This window comes from Pseudomonas sp. GM84 (genome assembly GCF_000282535.1).
GTDB lineage: Bacteria > Pseudomonadota > Gammaproteobacteria > Pseudomonadales > Pseudomonadaceae > Aquipseudomonas.
This window is the reverse complement of sequence record NZ_AKJC01000147.1, coordinates 1-2,034: the sequence shown is the minus strand read 5'-3', so window position 1 is coordinate 2,034 and position 2,034 is coordinate 1. Positions and strand designations below refer to the sequence as shown.

Genomic DNA, 2,034 nt, shown 5'->3' with positions numbered 1-2,034 from the left:
GGGTGGCCAAGCAGGCTGAAATCAATGGTGAAGTCGAGCAGAAGCGGTTCCTGTGGCAAGGGCTGCGGATGCTGCGAGAGGAGACGCCAGGGCAGAGCATCGTGTACCTGTATGAACCGGGTAGCTATGCGCCGTTGGCGCGTGTTGATCAAGCAGAAGGTGAAGAGCAGAAGGTCTACTATTTCCACACCGACCAGATTGGTACGCCGTTGGAGCTGACAAATAGCGAAGGCGAGATCGTCTGGCAGGCGACGTATCGGTCATGGGGTTCGATCGAGCATCTGGCCGTCAATGAGGTCGAGCAAAATCTCCGATTTCAGGGGCAGTACTTTGACAGCGAAACGGGGCTACATTACAACACGTATAGATACTATGATTCTGAAGTCGGAAGATTTCTATCGCATGACCCGATAGGGCTGGCTGGCGGCATTAATATTTATTCATATGTCACTAACCCCCTTCAAGAGGTCGACCCGTTAGGCTGGTGCTCCACGAAGTTGGGGCAAAACATGGGGGCTAGAAATGGTGATGGGATGGCAAATCATCACCTAATTCCCGAAGAGCTGATGAATAAGCCGCGCTATGCGAAAATGTTTCAAAAGTTGCAGTCTATGGGTTTTGACGGCGATGGCGCTTCAAATGGTATATTTTTACCTGGAAGCAAAAACTTAACGCAAAACATAGATCTTCCAGGTCATTGGTCGAATCATGCTCAGTATACTAAAGCCGTGGAAACTAAGCTTTCAGCCCTGAATGATGCATTTAAAGTTGGTAGGATCTCTGATACGCAATTGGTATTAGGTGTTGGAAGGGTACAGGATTTCGCAAGAGAAGGGCTTATGAATAATAAGTTTGTAGTGGATGCTGTTACTGGGAGGCTCTTATGAATGGCGTTGAAAAAACTTACTATGTTATGCGGTACTCTGCGGAAGATAGAGGTTGTCCAATTGTTTTGTCAGGCTTTTTTAATTGTGATGAGTTTGAGTGGGATCCGCTTGAATCGAACCCTTCGGAAATTGAAGTAAAAAAAAGTTACACTCTGAAACTGTCTGGCTTGGAGATGGATCTAGATGATTTGAATTTTGACTTCTATCAAGTGGGCGATACTTATGTTTCAAAAAAATTTTTAGCGATATGCGATGAGTTAGGGGCAAAATATAAGGCTATTCCTTTGGAGATTGTTCATAAAGGCAAGTCTCGGAAAGATGATTTTTTTATATTCCTGCCTGGGGAGAGTTTGGCCGCGCTAGATAAGTCTAAATCAGAGTATCTAGTATCCAAAGACTTGGAGACAGGGGCCGAAATTGAGAATCTTCTTTATCCAGGTTCTGTGAGCATAGATAGTGTTGTAAACTTTGTGGTTTCGGCGGCGATAGAGAGCGATATTTTTAGATGTCAAGAAACTCTGGAGCTGTTTTGCAGTGAGAAGTTTAAAGTTGCTGCTAGCTACTTGAAGGGAATTCAATTTGAGCGGATTGACGAGCACTATAAATATGATGCTTGGGCTGAGCTTGATAATATTTAATTTTTCAGCCTGGCTTTAGTTGTGTGCATATGGTTCGTTATTCCGCTTTACGCTGTGAATGATAAAGTGTAGGGCTTAACAGGTTTGGGCTTGTGGAGAGTGAGTGAAAGGGTAAGATATTGATGGATTTATAGCGCTTTGTCTTGTATTTATTAAGCTGTGTGTCGGGGTGGTAGATTGTGCTAACATAATTGTAATTTTGGCTCTCTATAAAATTGGATTTCGGAAGTGGCTGCCAACATTGTCTCAGTCACTTTCTTTAAATTGTCTCGTAGTTTGACTATAGTTTTCGTCTAAGAGCCTGTCGCGACAAGCCACGGGTAGTCGAGCACTGGACCAGCGATGGCGAGCATTATCTCTTCCGTTACGACTTCGCCAACCGCACCAGCTGGGCCACCGATGTACTGGGCCGAAAGCTGGAGATCCAGTACAACGAAGACCACCGCGTCATTGCCAGCCGCGACTTTGGCGGCGAGCGCTATGGCATTGACTTCGATGCGTCCGGCAAC

The 2,034-nt window shown here is 45.4% G+C and carries 2 protein-coding genes and 1 pseudogene; all 3 read left to right on the top strand.

Going from position 1 to position 2,034, the window contains the following annotated elements; all coding sequences use genetic code 11:
* On the top strand, positions 1-887 hold an 887-nt coding region (locus PMI38_RS13090; RefSeq protein ID WP_081502538.1), incomplete at its 5' end, for an RHS repeat-associated core domain-containing protein.
* Positions 884-1,525 (top strand): imm11 family protein, encoded by a 642-nt coding sequence (locus PMI38_RS13085; protein ID WP_008094685.1) that lies wholly within the window; start codon positions 884-886, stop codon positions 1,523-1,525. The genes PMI38_RS13090 and PMI38_RS13085, both read left to right, overlap by 4 nt.
* Before the next feature lie 305 nt (positions 1,526-1,830).
* A pseudogene (locus PMI38_RS27525) lies at positions 1,831-2,034 on the top strand (hypothetical protein); the annotation flags it as partial.